Source organism: Dermabacter sp. HFH0086, assembly GCF_000413375.1.
Lineage (GTDB): Bacteria > Actinomycetota > Actinomycetes > Actinomycetales > Dermabacteraceae > Dermabacter > Dermabacter hominis.
Map to the genome: position 1 here is coordinate 2,361,565 of NZ_KE340308.1, position 16,172 is coordinate 2,377,736.

Below are 16,172 nucleotides of genomic sequence, written 5' to 3' on the forward strand. Positions count from 1 at the left end.
AGGCCAAGGCTAACGGAGCTGGTGCGTCAACGCTGAAAGAGACTCTGCCCGACGAAACCGCCCTCGCGGCACCCGGGAAGGACCACAAACACAGCCGAGCCAATCGGCGTCGTCCATGTATTGAGCAAGTCACCGTCGGAAAGCCGCTGTTGCATGGGGACGAACTGTTCGTCGACGTCGCGTTGATAGCTCACGAAAATAAGCCCGGTATTCGAGATCTCGCTCCCGGTGGGTGCGTCGTCGTAGTTGAAGGGCCGTCGAAGAATCTGCTCATTCTCGTGGTGCGTACCGTCGTCCGCCAACCTCGCGCGCCGCATATGGGAGTATTCGCCGATCACGTGAAAACCGTGCTTGTCTTTCGCGGCAAAATCGGCTTCGCCGTTTTCGCCTGGCCCACCGGCGAGCGGGGAGCCGTCGGACATCCGTCGCCCCACGGAAAACTCGCGAGCCACGCGGTCCGCACGGTCCCACTCGTCAACGTCCATCGCGATCCTGCGCACCACCATCGAACAGCCACCGGCGAACGGACCATCGTTGATCCACACGTGCGTGTCGAGACCGCTCCCCTCGGGGTTCACTGTCCCGTCAATCTGCCCAAACAGATTCCTTTGAGACCCCGTGGGGGCAGCAAAGCGCGCATTCCTGAAACCCTTTTGCACCCAGGTGAGCGTGCAGAACGCGCGCGAATCCTTGAGCAGCATCCGTTGAGCGTGGGCGAGCGCGATCGGGTCGTCCGATTGCAGGGCGATCAGCACGTCTCCGCCCGACCAACGATCCTCGAGCCTATCGATCTCAAACGCCGGCAGCGGCCTCAGCCACGAGGGCGGCTCAACACCGGCGAGCGCAACCGCCTTCTCACCGAGCGCAAACATGACCCGGAGCCGTGCGGGCGCATCGGCGAGTTCGGGCTCCGTGTCGGCGAGCGGGGCACGCCCCTGCGTCAGCCTCGCAGCATCGTCGCTTAAGAGCCTCAGCATTCGTTCGAGGCCGCTTCTATCGGTTTCCGGTCGAAGGCCAAGGGCGATGAAGACCCCGTGCGCGAGTGGTGGCTCAGCGATGCCCGCCTGGTGCGGGCCATAAAAGCTCTCGCGCGCCTCGCCCACGATGCGGCGCTTGTCGAGCTCCTCCTCGGTAGGGATTGGTGCCGTGCGCTCGGGATTCTCCTCCGCTGAGGCGTGGTACGCGCTCGCCCCCGCAGCGCCAAGACCGACTCCCGCAGCTCCTACGAGGCCTGCGGCGAGAAAAGCTCGCCGGTCACCATCGGGTCTCACTGGCCGTCGTCACTGCCCATGTCGTCATAGTTTTCCTCCGCGCCCGCGAAGTCCTTGACGACTGCGGTGAAGTCCACGTCATCCATCCCCTCGATTTCGAGGGTGAGCGCGATGCTCTCGCCAGCGGCAAGGGGCTTCGTCAGCCCCATGAGCATGATGTGGGGGCCACCGGGTTCGAGCATGAAGCTCTCGCCGGCCTTGAGCGTGAATCCGCCCTCGGCTTCGCGCATCGTGCTCTTACCGTTTTCTGTCACAACCTCGTGGAGCATGCACATGTCCGCCGCATCGCATCGCGCGCCTGTGACCTGCACGCTCTCCTTTGCACCGCCCGCATAGGTGAGGGACGCGAAGACTGCCGTCATGTCCGTGTCAGCGGGGTCTGCTGCCTTCGCCCATGCGTCGGTCACCTTCACGCTGCCATCGTGAGCATCCGTGGCCTCCGACGGTTGCTGCGTTTTCGATGGGGCGTCCTTCTCGGGCAGTGCCGAGCATCCGGCGAGGGCAACCATGCCGAGACTCGCGAGCCCTACAAAACCACGGCGATTGATACTCCACCGAGTGTTCACCACTGTCACATCGCTTTCTGCCAGTGCCCCCAGCCTTCGCCGGGGGCACGCCTATCTTTTTCTGCTCGAAATTTACTCGTAAGTCACGACGAGTGGGGCGTGATCACTCCAGCGCGTGTCGTAGCTCGCAGCCCTGTCGACGCGTGCGGACACAGCCCGCGTGGCGAGTTCCTTCGAGGCCAGGTGGTAGTCGATCCTCCAGCCCGAATCGTTATCGAAGGCTTTCCCGCGCTGCGACCACCACGTGTACGGCCCGGGCACATCGCCAGCGAGCGCGCGGTGCACATCAACCCATTCCCCCGCCTCAAGCAGGCGATCGATGTAGGCGCGCTCTTCGGGAAGGAAACCCGCGCTCTTGAGGTTGCCCTTCCAGTTCTTAATGTCGAGGTTCGTGTGCGCGATATTGAGGTCTCCCGTGAGGAGCACGTGGCGCCCGCTCGCACGCAATTCCTCGAGGCGCGACCAGGCGCCCTCGAGCATCTCGTACTTATCGACCATCGTTTGAGGCTTGTCGACGTTGCCCGAGTGCATGTACATGGAAATCACGGTTAGGTCCATGCCGTCGCCGAGTGCGTCCTCGACGTCGAGTTCGAGCCAGCGGCCGGTGTGCGAATCCGCCTCGAGGTTGGGAAGCAAGCGTCGGACCTCTCCCACGTTCGCTCCTTCGAGCCCCTCGCGCACCGCAATCGCAACCCCCGCGCGGCCCTTGAGCATCGAGGCGTGTGCGGCCGACCGCCACCCCTGTCCCACGAGTCCCTCGACGAGGTCCTCGGGAGCACGCACCTCCTGGAAGGTGACGACGTCTGCGCCGCACGAGGCAAGCCACTCCCCCATACCTTTGCGAGCCGCCGCCCGAATGCCGTTGACGTTAACCGTCGCCACCGTGAAAGTCACACTTACTCCTTCATTCATCCACGGGCGCGCTCGCGCCCGATTTGACGGGGAGGAACCCGCCCCACGAAGGACGGGTCCCTGCCGTCAGTCACCCCACGATCGTTCTACACAGTGAACGTGCAAGGCAACTCGGGTATCAGCGCTTAGCCTTTTCGGCTTCCCACGCGCGCTCGGCCGACTCGACAACGTTCTGCATGAGCAGCGCGCGAGTCATGGGTCCGACGCCACCCGGGTTCGGGCTGATCCAGGCGACTTTCTCCTTAGCAGCGGGCTCGACATCGCCCTTGATCTTCTGCTTACCCGTTTCCGGATCCGGTTCACGCGTTACACCAACGTCGAGCACAACGGCATCGTCGCGAAGGTCGGCCGCCTTCACGAGATGTGGCACCCCGGCAGCGGCGATCACGATGTCGGCCTGCTTGAGGAGCTCCGGGAGGTTCTTAGTGCCAGTGTGCGTGAGGGTGACGGTCGCATTATGCTCGCGACGCGTGAGGAGGGACGCGATGGGGCGCCCCACCGTCACGCCACGGCCTACGACGACAACGTGCTTGCCGTTGAAATCGATACCGTGACGCTTCGCGAGTTCAATCGCGGCGCGCGGCGTGCACGGCAGCGGGGTGGTGATGGGCTTGTTGACGTTGAGCACGAGTCGGCCAAGGTTCACGGGATGAAGACCATCGGCATCCTTTTGCGGGTCGATGTACTCGAGAACCGCGTCGGTATCGATGTGCTTCGGCAAGGGAAGCTGCACGATGTAGCCCGTGCAGGCCGGGTCGGCATTGAGCTCATCGAGGACTGCGAAGAGTTCCTCCTGAGTCGTCTCCTCGGGCAGGTCCTTGCGAATCGAGTTGATGCCGATTGCCTCGGAATCGCGGTGCTTACCGGCAACGTAGATCTCCGAGGCCGGGTCCGCGCCTACGAGCACGGTCGCAAGGCCAGGGCGAACCGCGCCTTCAGCAACGATCTTCTCCACGCGTTCGCGCAGTTCTTCCTTAATGGTCTTCGCCGTGGCCTTGCCGTCAAGAATTTGTGCAGTCATAGCGTCCTTACTCCTTGCGTCGTGAGTTCTCAGTATTGGGTGAGGTCGGCGTACAGGGGTGTGTTTTCCACGAGCGTACGAACGCGCCCTCGAAGCTGCTCGACATCCCCCTTGCCGGTAAGTGCGGTCGCGATGATGTCGGCGACCTCCGTGAATTCGCTCGCACCGAAACCACGCGTCGCAAGCGCCGGCGTACCAATGCGAAGACCCGACGTCACGCGCGGCGGACGCGGATCATTCGGAACCGCGTTGCGGTTCACGGTGATGCCGATCTCGTGAAGGAGATCCTCGGCCTGTTGCCCGTCGATCTCAGACTTGCGGAGGTCAACGAGTACGAGGTGAACGTCGGTGCCTCCTGAGAGGAGCTCGATGCCGGCCTCTTTCGCGTCAGCCTGACCGAGGCGCTCAGCGAGAATCTGCGCGCCCTCGAGCGTGCGCTTCTGGCGTTCCTTGAACTCGTCGGTCGCCGCGAGCTTCAGAGCGACCGCCTTCGCAGCGATCACGTGCATGAGCGGGCCGCCCTGCTGGCCAGGGAACACCGCCGAGTCAACCTTCTTCGCGAAATCCTGCTTGGCGAGAAGAAGGCCCGAGCGGGGACCCGCGAGAGTCTTGTGAACGGTCGTCGAAACGACATCGGCAAACGGCACCGGGCTCGGGTGGAGACCTGCGGCCACAAGACCCGAGAAGTGCGCCATATCGACCCACAGCTTCGCACCAACTTCATCGGCGATCGAGCGGAATGCTTCAAAGTCGAGCTGGCGCGGGTACGCCGACCACCCGGCAACGATCACGTTCGGGTGCGCCTCGAGCGCTTGCGCGCGCACACGATCCATGTCGATGCGGCCGGTCTCGGGATCGACCTCGTAGGCCGCGATGTTGTAGAGCTTGCCCGAAAAGTTGATCTTCATGCCGTGGGTGAGGTGCCCGCCGTGCGCGAGGGAAAGCCCCATGAGGGTGTCGCCAGCACTTGCGAGAGCATGCATCACAGCCGCGTTGGCGGACGCGCCCGAATGGGGCTGCACGTTCGCGTGATCAGCACCGAAAAGGGACTTCGCACGCTCAATTGCCAGGTTTTCCGCGACGTCCACGAACTCGCAGCCACCGTAGTAGCGCTTACCCGGGTAGCCCTCGGCGTATTTGTTCGTGAGAACCGACCCCTGGGCCTGAAGAACCGCCCGCGGAACAAAGTTCTCGCTCGCGATCATTTCAAGGGTGGTTTGCTGGCGATGCAGTTCCTGATCGAGAACCTTGGCGATCTCCGGGTCGACCGTGGCAATCGAATCGCTATGCGTGCTCATATGCGCTCCTTCGCGTACTAAGACTTATGTCCTGCTCGAGTGTAATCACTTAGTGAGCCAGGCAACAGCGCCAGATGAGCAAGCGTCGGCTCCGCGCCTACGCACCTATCCGAACATTCAGACGCACCGGCTCAGGCTCGAGCCACACCCCGAATCGATCGTGGACCACGGAGCGTACATGGTTCGCAAGCTGCGCGATGTCTTCGCTCGTTGCCTCACCGCGGTTAGTGAGAGCCAGCGAGTGTTTGGTCGACAGTGCCGCACCGCGCCTATCCGGTGTGAGCGTGAATCCCCTTTCGAGGTTCGAATGACTGATGAGCCATGCGGCACTCGTCTTAATTCCGCCCTCAGCCTCGTAACGGGGCGCTGCCTCAGGCAGCCGCGCAGCCTCCTCGTGCGTGAGGATCGGGTTCGTGAAGAAGCTTCCCGCGCTCCACGTATCGTGATCGCCCTCATCAAGGACCATACCCTTGCGCGCACGGATGTCGAGGACGGCCTCGCGGACCTCACGCATCGGCGCGCGCTGCCCCGGCTCGATGCCGAGTCGCTCGGCAAGCTGCGCGTACCTCACGGGAGCCGAGAGGGAGCCGAGGTGGTGCTGGAAGGTTACCGAGAGCACCACGTAACGGCCGGTCGCGCCGCCACCGGGCATCCGCGTACGTTTGAAGATCGAGTCTCGGTACGCGAACTGGCAGTCGGCAGCAAAGAACGTCCGAATCGTATTCTCGAGCCGATCCCACGTGCGTACACGAGTGATGACAGAGGACACTTCCTGCCCGTACGCGCCGACGTTTTGCACGGGAGTGGCACCCACCGTTCCCGGAATGCCTGAAAGCGCTTCGATCCCAATCATCTCGCGCTCGACCGCGTACGCAACCGCGGCATCCCACGTGGTCCCAGCGAAGTATTCGACGCTCGCACCGCCGCAGGCAGGCGCAAGCGGAGTGCGGTCTTCGACCCGCGCCTCGCCTGTTGTCGACACCTCACAGGTCGCATCGATACACGTCGGGCGATCCTCACCGACCGCGCGTACAACGGTTCCCTCGAAGGGGGCGTTCGACGCGACGAGATTCGAACCACCGCCCAGGACGAGCAGTTCCTCGCCCGCCGCATCGGCGTCGCGCACGGCAGCGATCAGTTCCTCTTCGGTGCGTGCCTCGACGTAGTGCTTGATCTCGCCACCGATGCGAAGAGTCGTGAGGTCCGAAAGCTTCACGCGAGCCTCACCACCGCGCGGCACTTCGTCAGCACTTTGTGCCCGTCAACACTCGCCGTGATGTCAATGCGCGCGGTGCCCTCTTCAGGGGTCAGGAGTCCGACGGCTGCCTCAATATCAATGTCGACGCCACCGAGCGCAGGCACCTCGATCGGGCGCGTAAAGCGCGTCTCGTACGACACGAGTCGGCCCGGATCGCCGAGCCAGTCGAGAACGGGGGCAATCACGGTGCCCATCGTGAGCATGCCGTGTGCGATAACGGAGGGAAGCCCTACCTCGCGTGCGAACGCATCGTTGTAATGGATCGGGTTAAAGTCGCCAGAAGCACCCGCATAGCGCACGAGGCTGTCGCGCGTGAAACGTCGCGTCTCGCGTGCAACGACATCGCCCTTTGCGAGGGTTTCGAGCGTGGGAGTGGTGGGAATGGTCATGATGCCGGTTAGCCTTCCTCGCCTCGAACAACGAGCGACGAACGGACGCTCGCGACATGCGCGCCTGCCTCATCGGTAAAGTCCACACGAGTCGTCACCATCGCGTGCGGCCCAACCTGCTTGAGAGCTTCGACGGTGAGGCTGGGAGTGAGTTCGTCGCCTGCCACAATCGCGCGACTGAGGGCGAAGGACTCCTCGGAGTGGACGACGCGCGAAAAGTCGATTCCGGCTTCCGGGTCGTTGATGTAGCGTGCCTCTTCTGCCTGGGCGAGCGTCACGAGGAATGTGGGCGGCGCGATAATCGCCTCGTAACCCGCGGCGCGTGCAGCATCCTCACTCACCGTGAGGGGATGCGTGTTACCGGTAGCGGCGGCAAACTCGCGGATCTTCGTTTCCGACACTCGCACGCACGGGCCACTGTCGTACACGCGGCCCGCGAAGTCAGGATTCGGCGATGCCATTGGTTCTCACCCTTCGATCGGTTGTGCGGCCCTCTAACGGCACGCATAGGTTCTCATCGTATCCGGTCGCTCAGCGCGGCCCGTGGTGGTGCGCCCCGGACCGTACTGCACAGCAAAAAGCCACCCTCGTGAGCGGCTCAGCGGAGGGGTTCCGGAGAGCACACCCGGGGTGGCTTTTTGATGAGTATGTGCGTATGGATCAGCGGGTTTCGCGGTGAACCGTGCTGCTGGCGCACGTCGAGCAGTACTTCTTGAGCTCGAGGCGGTCAGGGGTGTTGCGACGGTTCTTCTTGGTGATGTAGTTGCGGTTCTTGCAATCTACGCACGCCAAGGTGATCTTAGGACGCACGTCAGAGCTTTTTGCTGCCATGACTCGCCTCTTTCCGTTTCGCGCGCATCTTGCATACGCGGGTCCTATCGCCTGCGTCATGCAGGCACGTCAACACGCCAGGGAAACCTGGAGTGGTACCGAGGGCGGGGATCGAACCCGCGACCTCACGATTATGAGTCGTGCGCTCTGACCGTCTGAGCTACCCCGGCTCGATCGGAACTGCGGCCCGACACCGATGCTTCGGTGCCGGGCCGCCATCCGATCAGAGCCCTGAAAGGGAATCGAACCCTTGACCTTCTCCTTACCATGGAGATGCTCTGCCGACTGAGCTATCAGGGCAACGCGTGAAAACTTACCGTGTTTTGCCACTCTAGGCAATTTGGGAAAGTCCCCGGTGCGGCGGATCACAGCCACTTTCGTGGAGGTGATCTGCGTGGCAGGTGAGGGATTCGAACCCCCGAAGGCTGAGCCGTCTGATTTACAGTCAGATCCCTTTGGCCGCTAGGGTAACCTGCCTTGCTCGCCGAATACGCCACCTCTCGAGGTTTCATATCGCGAAGCGAACCTGATCAATACTAGCGATCCTTTACGCTTTCGTCCACGCAGATTGGCTGCTGGGAGCCGTGTTCCCTCTCACAGGATGTGCACGCGGCCAAGCCGGACCTTTCCGTGGGTGGGCGCCGCAGCCGTTTGAACCGCGGCGCCCACCATTCTTTCCCCTTCTCTTCCCCCCTCGTCCTCGCGTGCGTCTCCTCTGTCCCATGGTGCACCGCTCTTTCGCTAAGCGTGCACCTCCCCCCTTCTTCCCTCGTGCACAGGGCGTGAAACCAAAGAGAACCGGTGAGGCTGCGTACGCTAGCTTGCAGCCGAGGCCTGCATCTGCTCGGCCGCCTCTTGCTTGACCTGCTCACCGTGCGTGCGAAGGTTCGTCAGTAGCGCTTCGATGCTCGTCGCAAGGGCCTCGAAGTTCGCGACGAACGCGTCGCGATCCTCTCCTACCCACTGGGCGGCTTGGACGCTTTCACGTGCGGTGTTCAGAGCAGTCGTGGTTGCCGTTGCGAGCGAGACGAGGCCCTCGCCCGTGGAGACGCCCTGTTCGGGCGACATACCGATAAATGTCGTGTTCATGTTTCCCCCTTGAGTCGTGTGTAGAAGCGTGTGTGCTACCCGGCGCTCGAGGCCGCGCGCTGTTCGGCTACCTGCCCGCGCGCGTTCTCGGCCAAGAGCCCGAGCCTCGCGGCATTGTCGTCACCCGCGTGGGCAAGAGTGCCCAGCTGCGCCAGGAAGTTTTCACGGTCCTCCCCGGCCCACTCGAGTGACTGGACCATGTTCACCGCGTTACTTCCCGTGTCACGGAGCGAAACGGCAAGCGACTCGAGCTCACCCGCCATGGTCTCAACGCTCCCGGGATCCATTCCCTTCATCATGGTGTTTTCCCTTCTCATGTCATCTACGACGGTCGATTTCCGACACCTTCACGCTACGGCCTCAGCGCCCACGAACATTCTGTGGAGCGAGAGCGGCTGGCTCCGATGTGGATAACGGACCGAGCTTTTCGACGCTCGTTGGCTAGCGCACCGCGCTCGAGGCACGACGTTGCTCTGCCGCCTGCTCTACCAGTGCAAGGGCGAGTTGTCTGAGCATGTCGCTCACGGTCAAGAGGTGAGCAGACACCTCATGGCCGTGATTGGCGAAAGTCTCGGCATCGGGGCCTTTCCAGGAGAGGGCACCGATGAGGGTATGAAGCTCCTGCCCCGCATGCCTCCAACTTTCTGCGTTGAACCGTAAGAGTTCGCTGAGCCGCTCGACTGCGGCCGGATCCATTCCTTCACCCATGAGGTGTGCTCCTTCGTGGTGGTGTGTGGTGGTCTCAAGTCATTGATGGGTGCTGTTGTCGTGTCATGCAGTGTGTTCGCCTCCGCTAAGCGGAGTCGCGATTTATGCCGCGCAGCTGCGTGCCACGAGCGAGGGGACGATAAGTCGGCACTCGTGCCCCTCGACAAGCCAGGCGACGTCCGGGGTGCTCGCCCACCTCGTGCGAGGCGGAGTGCGACCGAACACGGTAAACACATCAGTTTCGCTCGCTCCGAGAACAATGCCGCAGCCCGACTGCGCGAGTGTCGGCCCCACGGATCCGAGCCTTGAAAATGAGCCTCCCTCGAGCCCGCCATAGATACATGCACCAGCACCGAGTGCCCCGCGGATAGCGGAACCCAGCTCGGGGCCACCGCCGTCGGATTCGAGAGCTTTGATGTCCTCGAGGAGAACGAATGCCGCAGCTCCCATGCCCTTCGCCCGCTCGAGTAGGTATCGCGGATGCTCGGCATCGCTCGAGGCACGAGCAGGGACACGTAGGACTTCACGATCGTGGGCGAGGTGCGCAAGCGACTCGAGCAGCGCGAGGCGCTCATGAGCCGCGCCTCCCAACACGAGCCCTCCGGGCATAAGCGGGAGCGAAACCGGTGTTCCGTCAGTATGGGAGAAACCTACAAACCCGCGACGCGGATCGCGCACGAGCTCTCGAGCCTCGCGCACGTCAAGCAACCGTCGGGAGAGTGTAAAGGCCTCGAGGCATGCATTCCGGTCACGCTCCTCGCGCGCGCACGGTTCATCAAAGAGCGCAACGTGAGCCTCGAGGCCACCGATACTAGCCCGGCCAACGGGTGCCGCATCGGTGAGCCTGACGGCCGGCCCACACAGGGCATAGTCCTCGGGCCGCGAGAGTCGATGAATAATTCTCTCGGTGCACGATGTTTCGAGGCTCCGCGGAAGTTCGCTGGGGCCCGTGGCCCCGATAACCAGAGTGAGCTTGCGTGCGCGCGCCGTGCGGGCAAGGGCGCCGAGAAGCGAGAGCATATCCTCGCGATCGCTCGGATGGGCCTCGTGGCATAGGTCCGCGAAAGAGTCGATCACGAGCATCGACGCTCGAGAAAGAGTCTCAGTACGAGCAAGGTGACGGAGCATTCTTAGGACCGAGGCGGTGTCGTCTCCCCTCACATATGCGACGGCGTGAGACTCGTCGATGAGCACGTTGAGGCCTCTGCTTGCCGAATCGATGACGAACACTCGAGGCCTGTCCTCTACCGTGCGGGTCGAGCGCACGATGCTCACGATGCTCGTACTCCGCCCAGTTCCGGAGGCACCGTAGACGCCATACACGGATCCGGGCTCTCCCACTCGCGCGACCGCGCGGCGTTGGCGAGCCGGATCATCAAGGAGTGCGAAAGGCGCTGGGAGCCCCCATTCTTTCGCGAGCCCCTCGCCCGCGTAGTTTTCCTCGAGCGGCGGCAACCACGGGGAGCGTACCCTGGCACCAGTCCGTGACCATTCGCCGATCGCCTCATCCACGATGAGGCGCGCCTCCGTCCGCTCTCGCGTGTGTCCCCGCGTCGGCGTGGCCGTCGACCGTTTCGGCTCAGCATCCCAATCGCGAGGCACGCCCTCGATGTTCATAGCCGTAACAGGAGTGACCGCGAGCCTCGAGGACCGGTCGCTTTCTCCGCGCGAGCCAGAGTACGCCATCTGCACCTCGCGCTGAAGGCCCGCTCCCACCGCGCTCACGACGGCTCGGCCCGGGGTGTCGAGGGAAATCTGAGCGGCTGCCTTTGACCCGATGACGTCGATTGAATCGGCGGCGTCGCTCAATCGAAGGGCGATGCGCAGGCTTACATTCGCTCGAAGTCGTTCGCTTACAATTCCTGCGGGGCGTTGCGTCGCGAGAATGAGGTGGATCCCGAGTGAGCGGCCTCGCTGAGCTATGTCGATGAGTTCGTCAAGAAACTCCGGGTAGTTGTCGCGCAGCGCGGCAAACTCATCGACAACGATCACGAACGCGGGCAAGTCAGTGCCGCCGCTTTCGGCGTACTCGTCGCTGTCCTTCGCTCCGATGCGGGCCAACAGCTCTTCCCGGTAGCGAAGCTCCGCCTTTAGCGACGTGAGTGCACGTGTCACGAGGCCGGGGCTGAGGTCCGTGACAAGCCCAGTGCAGTGCGGCAACCGCGCACACTCCCCGAGTGCAGCCCCTCCCTTGTAGTCCACGAACAGGAAGGTGAGCCGTCGCGGCGAATACCGAAGAGCGAGACCCAGAACCCATGACTGCAAGAACTCCGATTTCCCCGATCCCGTTGTGCCCGCCACAAGCGCGTGTGGACCCCACGTGCGCAGTGGGATGGTGAGGGGGCCTGTCTCGCCGTACCCCACGAGAGCATCGAGGGTGAGGGTTTGCGCTTGATCGCTCACGTGCCATGCTCGGGCGATACGGTCACGGATGTGACGACGTTCGGTGCCGTTCACTTCGAGGAGCGACACGCTCGCGGGGATCGCTTCACTACTGCCCTCCCTTGTACGGGCATCAACCAAGGGTGCCAGGCGGCGCGCCCACGGGAGAATCGCCTGCTCTCCCACCCCCTCGAGAGACTCGAGAGTCACAGGGGCAGTACCCCCTCGATGCCACAGCACTGCACCGCAAGCCAGTGTTTCGACTAAAGCCGCGCACACGCCCGGCACGTGCGAGCTGTCCCCCGACGTTACGATCAGCCGAGGCCCAATCTCGCCATGCGCCTCCCACGCCTCCGCGAGGATTGCGAGCGACGTAAGCTGCGCCGTGGTCGGTTCAAACGCGACAATGACGACATTTGCTTCTGTTATGTCCTCCACTGCGCCCGGCATGCGCCGCGCGGCCCACTCCGCAACACTTTCGTCGGTTTCGAGGACAAGCACGCCTCCTGCGCCGGCTCGCCGAACGTGGGGAAGCCAGGCGAGATTTCGTGCGCTCGCGTTAGCGGCGGGAGAACTGACGAGGGCGAGGCGAACGTCGGAAGGGGAATGCCGCCCGCCCAGTTGTACGGCAAGAGCACGCGCAAGCGACATGCGCCCTTCACCTGTGATGCCAAGCCCGCGAATCTCACGCAGGGAGATGGTCACTGGCGCGATGACGGTTGAGCCTTGCTCCCGGAGAATATCCAGCTCACCCCTCAGAGCACGAGGCCCTTCCGCCCCAGCCTCCCCTTTGAAGCTCACCGAGCTCGAGATGCGGCCAGTGCCGAGTCGAAGCACCATAAAATCGCTGTGCTCGTCGCGAAGCGCCCACAGATCTCCAGTTTTCGGCGAGTCCCACTGGAGGATGGCCCTTGCCGACGGGAGCATCGCCTCGAGGCGCGCTTTCTCCGTTTCGTGCACACCGTGCACCTCGGCTCGGGCCTCATCAAGTGCTGCGTCAAACTCGCGAACAGCACCCACCCATTCCCTACGCACGCGGGCGCGCTGGGACCAGTAGTGCGCGAGCGCCATCGCTGGCATCGCAATCGCAAAAATGATGACAAATGTGCTCCGTGTGAGCGCGTACATGACGCCAGCGAGCATGAGCGGTAAGAACAAGCTCACAAACGGAACTGGCGGTGACGAACCGCGACGCGGCACACGCGGCAACGCGATCTCCACTTCCGCTTGCGTGAGCTCAATTCGAGAGGGCGGAAGATATGCGCGCGCGGGCGCATCGTCGACTACGACCTCCGCGCCAGGCCTGTGGCGAGCCCTGACACGCCACGGCCCCACCTGGGCATAGGAACCAGGCGCGAGACGAATCGACCCTGCCTCCCCTTCCCCCTCGCGAGCTATCACTGCCCCTTGAGCAGGGTGGATCCACACGTCGATGCCCGCCTCAATATACGCATGCGTACTCGAGACTCCCCCGCCCTCAAGGGTGAGCCGGCAGGTCGAGGATGACCCCAGCGACGACAGCCCCACATCGAGAGCACACACGCGCTCCACTCCCTCGCTTTCGACCACGAGTTCCCACGACGAGGGCACCGACCGCCGAAGCTCAGGGCGGGCACCCGGGGTGCGCACAAGCTCAAGGCTCATGCCGGATACCAACCCAGACGTATGAAGCGAGACCTCACTGGCGAAGAGCGTGCCCGGTACCCCTTGTGTACTCCCTCGCGCAATGCGCAGGGCATACCCATCGCCCTCAAGGCCGAAATGATGCCGCAGGCGCTCGGTAAGTTCCCCCGTGCTCACGGTGGCATCTGCGGCGATCTCCAGCACAACGGGAGGCTGTGAGGAAGCGCTAACCTCGACTATCAGCGTCACGGGCCCGCCTCCTTTCCACCACCGTTACCTCCTCAAGAATCGCGAAGATTCGGGATACGCCAAACCCCGCCTTTCACGATTGTGAAAAGCGGGGTTGTGTGCGGCACAAGGCGAGGTGCGTCAGGCGCCCTCGGGGTGCTCCTGTTCAGCCTCGAACGATCCGACGGCTTCTGCGCCGTCACCGCGATCGCTTTGGTCACCGGTGTCAGGCTCGCCCTCCAGCTGCGCAGTCGCAGCGTCGTCGAGCGCATCTTCGTCAGTGATCACGGGCAGTTCAAGCCGGTCGACGGTCGTGAAAATATGCTCCCCGTACACTCCCGCATCATCGGGTTCAACGGCACTCACAACGACCGCCGTCGCATTGTCACGCCCGCCATGGGCAACGGCCGTCTCCACGATGCGCTGGGCTACGAAATCCGCTTCCGAGGTCTCCTGAAGCATCGTGTGAAGCTCGCCGTCGCTGACCTCTCCGGTCACGCCGTCACTACACACGAGGAAGCGGTCCCCAAGGCGAACGGGAATGAGCCAAAAATCAGGTCGCGTATCGGGGCCGGCGCCGAGCGCACGCGTGATCATATTTCGATAGGGGTGGACGCGGGCCTGGTCAAGCGTAATCTCGCCGCGGTCCACGAGTTCTTGCACAACTGAATGGTCGACGCTGATCTGCGAGAATTCACCGTCGCGCAGCATGTAGACGCGGGAATCGCCGAGGTTCATCACGAGCCAGTGAGGCTCGGATTCGTGAAGCGTAAGTGCAACCATCGCCACGGTCGTGCCTGCACTACGCCCCGAGTCATCGTCGAGGCTTGCAATGCGCTCATAGGAGCGGACCATGGCGTCGGCGACGTCCTCGAGCTCTACGTAGTCTCCACCGGCGAGCGAGGCGAACTCATCCGCGACGATTCCGCTCGCGACTTCGCCGGCATTGTGGCCGCCCATACCGTCGGCGACGAGAAAAATCGGGTCGTAGGAAATAAACGAATCCTCGTTGATGGACCGCACGAGACCAACGTCGGTTGCGCCTGTCGAGGCCACACCGAAATCTCCCCCGTGCCGTTCGGCACGCAATGAAAGGTCTGCATTCACGAGTTGGTTCACATCACCTTGGTCGAGCACGGCGTGAAGACCGAAACGCTGTGAGCGCATTCGACCGTACAGCCGCGATAAGGAGGCGCCGCGGGGACTCAGCACGCGCGGTACCTGGAGCGTACTCAAGCATACGCGAGAAGCGATGAACGGTGCAGGCGCACACGCCCCTTAGGCACGACGCCTCACGAGAGACACGGTAAATGCAGTGAGCGCATCCCTCGCCGCGCCTGCGGGAAGTGCTTCGACAAGAGCGAGAGCGCGATCAGCGTAGCTTTCAGCAAGCTTCTCGGTTTCGTCGACGACACGGTGTTTGGCCAGATGGCTGACGACCTCGGCGAGGCGTTCATCGCTCGAGAGATCACCGTCGAGCGAGGCAAGCAACTGTGCTGACGCCGTGTCGTCGGGGTGCTCGGAAACATGGGAGCGCAAGAGGAGGGTGGGCATCGTGGGCACGCCCTCTCGCAAATCAGTACCAGGGGTCTTGCCGGACTGCTCGGGCGTTGCGCGGATATCGATCACGTCGTCAGCAAGTTGGAAGGCCACGCCAACAGCCTCGCCGTATTCACGCATGGTCTCCACCACCTGCGCAGGCGCCCCGGAGATCATCGCTCCGAGAACACCGGCGGTCGCGATGAGCGAACCTGTCTTGTTCGAGAGCACGTCGATGTAATGAGCAAACGGATCGTCACGCTCGGTGGGACCCACCGTCTCGTTGAGCTGCCCCAAACACAGGCGCTCGAAGGTCTGCGCGTGGACGGCGACGATTTCCGAGCCGAGGCCCGCGCTTATTGCACTCGCGCGCGCTAGGAGAAAATCCCCTGTGAGGATGGCGATGTTGTTGCCCCACACGCGATGAGCAGCTTTCGTACCGCGACGGGTTTCTGCGCCATCCATGACATCATCGTGATAGAGCGTCGCGAGATGGGTGAGCTCGACGAGCGCACCGGCGTCAACAAGTTGAGGAGCCGATAGATCGCCGAAGGCAGCAGCGAGCATGACAAGCACCGGACGCACACGCTTGCCGCCGGCTTCGAGCAGGTACGGAGCGGTGGCCCGCATCATGGGGTCCGACGTAGAGACGGCAGCGCGCAGCTTATCTTCGACAGCCTCGAGCCTGCTCTGGATCGCTTCCGCAAGGGAAGGGTCGATGTCATCCATCGTGAAGCTCGCCATCACTGTCCTTTACCTGACGGGCCCGTTCCCTGCGAACGAACTACAGACGTTAACTCTATCGGGATTTGAAGCTGCGTGCAGCGCGAGAGTCACCTGCGACGCGCACGGATGGGGAGGGTCACGCTGGTGCAGGAGCCAGCGGGGATTTCCGACGGTTTCCGAATAGAAAAAGAGCCCCGGTCCTACGACCGGGGCTCTCGATGAATAATTTCGGCGGCGTCCTACTCTCCCACACCCTCCCGAGTGCAGTACCATCGGCGCAGTTAGGCTTAGCTACCGGGTTCGGAATGGAACCGGGCGTTTCCCCAACGCT

15 protein-coding genes, 3 tRNA genes and 1 rRNA gene are annotated in these 16,172 nt (G+C 63.0%); all 19 read right to left on the bottom strand.

Annotated elements, in window-relative coordinates; genetic code table 11:
• Window positions 1–26: 26 nt before the first annotated feature.
• Window positions 27–1,271, bottom strand: coding sequence for a Dyp-type peroxidase (locus HMPREF1484_RS10580; RefSeq protein ID WP_016665054.1), 1,245 nt, complete (start codon window positions 1,269–1,271; stop codon window positions 27–29).
• On the bottom strand, window positions 1,268–1,840 hold the full coding sequence (locus tag HMPREF1484_RS10585; RefSeq protein WP_051120669.1) for a copper chaperone PCu(A)C: 573 nt from the start codon (window positions 1,838–1,840) through the stop codon (window positions 1,268–1,270). Before HMPREF1484_RS10585 ends, HMPREF1484_RS10580 begins: the two co-directional genes overlap by 4 nt.
• A 69-nt stretch (window positions 1,841–1,909) precedes the next feature.
• Window positions 1,910–2,731, bottom strand: coding sequence for an exodeoxyribonuclease III (locus HMPREF1484_RS10590; protein WP_016665056.1), 822 nt, complete (start codon window positions 2,729–2,731; stop codon window positions 1,910–1,912).
• Between the two features lie 136 nt (window positions 2,732–2,867).
• Window positions 2,868–3,770: a bifunctional methylenetetrahydrofolate dehydrogenase/methenyltetrahydrofolate cyclohydrolase gene (locus HMPREF1484_RS10595; RefSeq protein WP_016665057.1), complete on the bottom strand. Its 903-nt coding sequence runs from the start codon at window positions 3,768–3,770 to the stop codon at window positions 2,868–2,870.
• A gap of 29 nt (window positions 3,771–3,799) precedes the next feature.
• Window positions 3,800–5,068: a serine hydroxymethyltransferase gene (gene glyA / locus HMPREF1484_RS10600; protein ID WP_016665058.1), complete on the bottom strand. Its 1,269-nt coding sequence runs from the start codon at window positions 5,066–5,068 to the stop codon at window positions 3,800–3,802.
• 97 nt (window positions 5,069–5,165) lie between these two features.
• Complete coding sequence (locus tag HMPREF1484_RS10605; protein WP_016665059.1) at window positions 5,166–6,284, bottom strand: UDP-N-acetylmuramate dehydrogenase; 1,119 nt, start codon at window positions 6,282–6,284, stop codon at window positions 5,166–5,168.
• Window positions 6,281–6,715: a MaoC/PaaZ C-terminal domain-containing protein gene (locus tag HMPREF1484_RS10610; protein WP_016665060.1), complete on the bottom strand. Its 435-nt coding sequence runs from the start codon at window positions 6,713–6,715 to the stop codon at window positions 6,281–6,283. The genes HMPREF1484_RS10605 and HMPREF1484_RS10610 overlap by 4 nt, the downstream gene beginning before the upstream one ends.
• Before the next feature lie 8 nt (window positions 6,716–6,723).
• On the bottom strand, window positions 6,724–7,176 hold the full coding sequence (locus HMPREF1484_RS10615) for a MaoC family dehydratase N-terminal domain-containing protein (RefSeq protein WP_016665061.1): 453 nt from the start codon (window positions 7,174–7,176) through the stop codon (window positions 6,724–6,726).
• Between the two features lie 199 nt (window positions 7,177–7,375).
• On the bottom strand, window positions 7,376–7,546 hold the full coding sequence (gene rpmG / locus HMPREF1484_RS10620; protein WP_016665062.1) for a 50S ribosomal protein L33: 171 nt from the start codon (window positions 7,544–7,546) through the stop codon (window positions 7,376–7,378).
• 93 nt (window positions 7,547–7,639) lie between these two features.
• Window positions 7,640–7,716 (bottom strand) — tRNA-Met (locus HMPREF1484_RS10625).
• A gap of 57 nt (window positions 7,717–7,773) precedes the next feature.
• A tRNA-Thr gene (locus tag HMPREF1484_RS10630) sits at window positions 7,774–7,846 on the bottom strand.
• A 95-nt stretch (window positions 7,847–7,941) separates the two neighbouring features.
• Window positions 7,942–8,023 (bottom strand) — tRNA-Tyr (locus tag HMPREF1484_RS10635).
• 339 nt (window positions 8,024–8,362) lie between these two features.
• Window positions 8,363–8,635, bottom strand: coding sequence for a hypothetical protein (locus HMPREF1484_RS10640; protein WP_016665063.1), 273 nt, complete (start codon window positions 8,633–8,635; stop codon window positions 8,363–8,365).
• A gap of 35 nt (window positions 8,636–8,670) precedes the next feature.
• Window positions 8,671–8,934, bottom strand: a complete 264-nt coding sequence (locus HMPREF1484_RS10645; protein ID WP_016665064.1) for a hypothetical protein — start codon at window positions 8,932–8,934, stop codon at window positions 8,671–8,673.
• Between the two features lie 142 nt (window positions 8,935–9,076).
• On the bottom strand, window positions 9,077–9,343 hold the full coding sequence (locus HMPREF1484_RS10650) for a hypothetical protein (protein ID WP_016665065.1): 267 nt from the start codon (window positions 9,341–9,343) through the stop codon (window positions 9,077–9,079).
• A gap of 102 nt (window positions 9,344–9,445) precedes the next feature.
• Window positions 9,446–13,597, bottom strand: a complete 4,152-nt coding sequence (locus HMPREF1484_RS10655; protein WP_016665066.1) for an FtsK/SpoIIIE domain-containing protein — start codon at window positions 13,595–13,597, stop codon at window positions 9,446–9,448.
• 120 nt (window positions 13,598–13,717) lie between these two features.
• Entirely contained in the window at window positions 13,718–14,743 is a 1,026-nt protein-coding gene (locus tag HMPREF1484_RS10660) for a PP2C family serine/threonine-protein phosphatase (protein ID WP_016665067.1), read from the bottom strand.
• 111 nt (window positions 14,744–14,854) lie between these two features.
• Entirely contained in the window at window positions 14,855–15,859 is a 1,005-nt protein-coding gene (locus tag HMPREF1484_RS10665; RefSeq protein WP_016665068.1) for a polyprenyl synthetase family protein, read from the bottom strand.
• A gap of 208 nt (window positions 15,860–16,067) precedes the next feature.
• Window positions 16,068–16,172, bottom strand: a 5S ribosomal RNA gene (gene rrf / locus HMPREF1484_RS10670); the annotation flags it as partial.